We start from the raw sequence: 3,726 nt of genomic DNA, 5'->3' as shown, positions 1-3,726 counted from the left end.
CCCAGCTCGTATTCAGAATATCTACGGCAAGAACAGTTCCAACAAGGATGAACAAGACAGCAATGCCCTCAGACTTCGACGGCAGTCTTCGTTTTCGTACGCAATCCATTCCAATCGTTATCCACGTAAACTGAAATAATAAAATAATCGATAAAGAAGCATTCAATTCCTGCAAGGCAATATTATAAAAAACAGTCGTTAACGCCAATCCAAAAATACCAATAAGACCAAGCTTTATCCAAGGGCCTTTAAAAGGATTGACCCAAGAATTTTTGTGAAAAAGTATCAATACCCATACGAGCAAAGTTCCCATCGTCATTTGACCGGGCGTAATTTGCCCATCAGTAAACCCTTGATCATAAGCCATCTTGATAAAAGAGGAGAGCAAGCCATAACTTGAAGCACCAATAAGGACAAGAATAATTGCTAACCATCGCCCCATGCAGCTTATAACCCTCCGTCCGTCTTTGGACACCTGTATAGGACAGGAAAAGTCGAGCTGCACTCGATATACGAGGCCCCCGACTTTATCATCCTGTCTATACGCTTATGCACTGTCTATTATCAGCCCGTGTTTCTCAGCCCTGCTGCAATCCCGTTAATTGTAAGCAGCACTTCACGCAGCAGAATCGCATCGTCCTCATTGTTTTCACGCAGTGCACGAAGCTCTGTAAGCAGTTCGACCTGCATATAGCTTAGTGGATCAACGTAAGGGTTACGCAAACGGATAGACTCTTGAATTACAGGAACATTATCCAGAATCTCTTGCTGCCCTGTAATTTGCAAAATAATCGATGAAGTTAATTCATATTCTTCCCTAATCAGGTTGAAAATACGCTCTGCAATCGCCGATTCCTTCACTAAATTCCCGTATTCCTTAGCAATTTGCAGGTCCGCTTTGGCAAGCGCCATTTGCAGATTATCAATCATCGTACGGAAGAATGACCAATCTTCATACATTTCTTTCAATGTCTCTAAATTAGCCGCATTCCCTTGATAAAAGCTTTGCAGACCCGTACCTGCCGCATACCAAGCAGGAAGCAAATAACGTGTTTGCGTCCAGGAGAAAACCCAAGGAATCGCGCGCAAATCTTCGAATCTGTCGCTATTTTTACGCTTGGATGGACGTGAACCGATATTCAGCTCGCCAATCTCAGGAAGCGGTGTGCACTCTTTGAAGAACGTTAAGAAGTCCTCGTCCCGGAAAATGAGATCTTGATATTTCGTCTGCGCTTGCTCCGAAATACCGCGCATAATCGTTTCCCACTTGTCTTCATGTGAAAGCCTTTGTGGAGAACGCGATAATTGGGACGCTGTAATTAACGCGAAAGTCGCCTGCTCTAAGCTGCGGTAAGCAATCCCTTGCAAGGAATAGCGAGATGACAATACTTCCCCTTGCTCTGTAATCTTAATGCCGCCGCCAAGCGTTTCTACCGGCTGTGCAAGGATACTGCGGTTGAGTGGCATTCCGCCGCGCCCTAGCGCACCACCACGACCATGGAAGAACTTCAGCTTCACGCCGAACTTTTTCGCTGCTTCTGTGATGTCCTGAAGCGCCATACGGAGTTCCCAGTTTGCTGTGATCACTCCGCCGTCTTTATTACTGTCCGAATACCCAAGCATAATTTCATGTATCTGTGTATCTGGGTCAATGCTATCACGGTAAGCTGGAATAGCTAACAATGTGCTCATAATGCCTGGTGCCGCATGCAAATCGTCGATTGTTTCAAAAAGAGGTACCGACTGAAGCGTGCTAGTCACGCTGCCATCACTCTCTTTGCGATATAAGCCTGCTTCCTTCGCAAACACAACAACTTCCAGAAGATCACTAGCTCCCTGTGTCATACTAATTAGGTAACTATTGATACAATTGCGCCCGAATTCCTTCTGAGCTTCGCCTACCGTACGATAAACATCTAAGCACTCCTTCGTGCCTTCGGAGTAATCTAGATAAGTTGAAGTAATCGGTCTTGGATCATTCAGAACATCCGTCAGAAGCGAGATTTTCTCCTCTTCAGACAGCTTATTATAGTTACTCGTAATACCCATTTTCGCCAAAATCTCAGTCATCGCTGATTCATGCTCTTTACTGTGCTGTCTAATATCTAGAGCAGCTAGGTGGAAGCCGAACAGTTCAACCTGACGGATCAGCTTTTTAATATATTTGTCAGCAACGTAATCAGCAAAATGTGATCTTAAACTAGCATCAATAATTTGCAGATCATTGATAAATTCGTCAGGGCTGTTATATTTCTGGCTTGTTGGCACATTAGGATTGCCCGTGTTGTGGACCTTCTCGATCATATACGTTGTTTTAATTCGGTAAGGTTCTTTCTCATTGCGCCATACATCCTGCACGTTTCCAAGAGCTACACGGTCGCATTGAATAGACTCCAATAAAGCATCGCTAACCGTCACAATATTTTTGCTAAAGCTCATATGCTCCAGCGTTTCCTTCAGAACTTCTTCGTACTTTTGCAATGCCAGCTGACGGTGCAGTCCTAGCGTTTCCCACGTTACATTAGCTCTCACGGACGGGTTACCATCACGGTCCCCACCAATCCATGAACCGAATTTCAAGAAAGATGGCACATGCCATGTATCCTGCGGGTAATATTTATTTAAGCAGCGCTCAAGCTCATGATATATCTCCGGCAGTACATCGAACAAAGTTTCGTCAAAATAGTACAATCCATTTCGAACCTCGTCGATTACTGTCGGCTTACGATCACGCAGCTCGTCCGTTTGCCAAAGATTCAGAACTTCTCCTAGCAGCTTCTCACGCAGCTGTTCACGCTCACGAGAAGTTAGCATCGGATTATCCAGCTTCATCATATCATCAGAAATACGCAGATTGATGTCAAGTACTGCTCTACGCATAKCTTCCGTTGGATGAGCGGTCATTACAAGCTCTAAGGAAATAGATTTAAGAATTTCTTGTACTTCCTCAAAAGGGATATGATTGTTTCTTAGTTCCTGTACAATGCTCTCTATGGAACCAGGCTGCACAGATTCACCGGAGGAACGCTCGTAATCTCTTTTACGACGAATCCGATGATTCTGCTCAGCAATATTAACAAGCTGGAAGTAAATAGCGAATGCACGAATCACTTGATGACGAATTTCCGGATCAAGTGATGAAATCGTTTCTTTGAACTCATCATAGATTTCAATGACATAGTGTGCTCTTAAAGACTTACTCATCTCACGAATTTTCTCGACAACATCGAGGAGACCATTGCCGCCCTGATGTACCAGAACTTCACCTAGTATGTGCCCCAAGAAGCGTACGTCCCTGCGAAGCAGATTGTTCGTTCCTTGCTTTTGTAGGCCGATTACATTCTCTAACATAACTCTCCACCTCATCTATTCACTATGTTGCATTAATGCTTCTCTCTATAAAAGCTTAACGTTATAAAAACTCATTTCAGAATATTTTACCACAATCCGCCCTTTGCACATAGTAGTAAAATAAAAAAAGACCTTATTAGGCCGTGGTAATTTATGTATGTAAAAAGTAGGACCTTCCCGGAGACAAAGAAAAAGCCACCCGTAGGTGACTCTTTCTTTGTTTAAAGCGGGTGATGGGAATCGAACCCACGCTACCAGCTTGGAAGGCTGAAGTTCTACCATTGAACTACACCCGCGTGTCTATCGGGATGACACGATTTGAACATGCGACCCCCTGCTCCCAAAGCAGGTGCTCTACCAAGCTGAGCTACATCC

General features: G+C 44.2%; 2 protein-coding genes and 2 tRNA genes. All 4 read right to left on the bottom strand.

What is annotated here, in order from left to right:
* A partial coding sequence (locus AC1DUA_RS28425; RefSeq protein WP_477502953.1) for an EamA family transporter occupies positions 1-442 on the bottom strand: 442 nt, incomplete at its 3' end.
* Between the two features lie 122 nt (positions 443-564).
* The gene (ppc, locus tag AC1DUA_RS28420; RefSeq protein WP_477502952.1) at positions 565-3,351 is read right to left on the bottom strand and encodes a phosphoenolpyruvate carboxylase; all 2,787 of its coding nucleotides are present in this window, start codon (positions 3,349-3,351) and stop codon (positions 565-567) included.
* A gap of 225 nt (positions 3,352-3,576) precedes the next feature.
* Positions 3,577-3,647: transfer RNA gene (locus AC1DUA_RS28415), tRNA-Gly, on the bottom strand.
* A 7-nt stretch (positions 3,648-3,654) separates the two neighbouring features.
* Positions 3,655-3,726, bottom strand: a tRNA-Pro gene (locus AC1DUA_RS28410).

This window comes from Paenibacillus sp. 01T422 (genome assembly GCF_056398785.1).
Note: the sequence above shows the minus strand (reverse complement) of the source record. Positions and strands in the feature narration are given on the sequence as shown.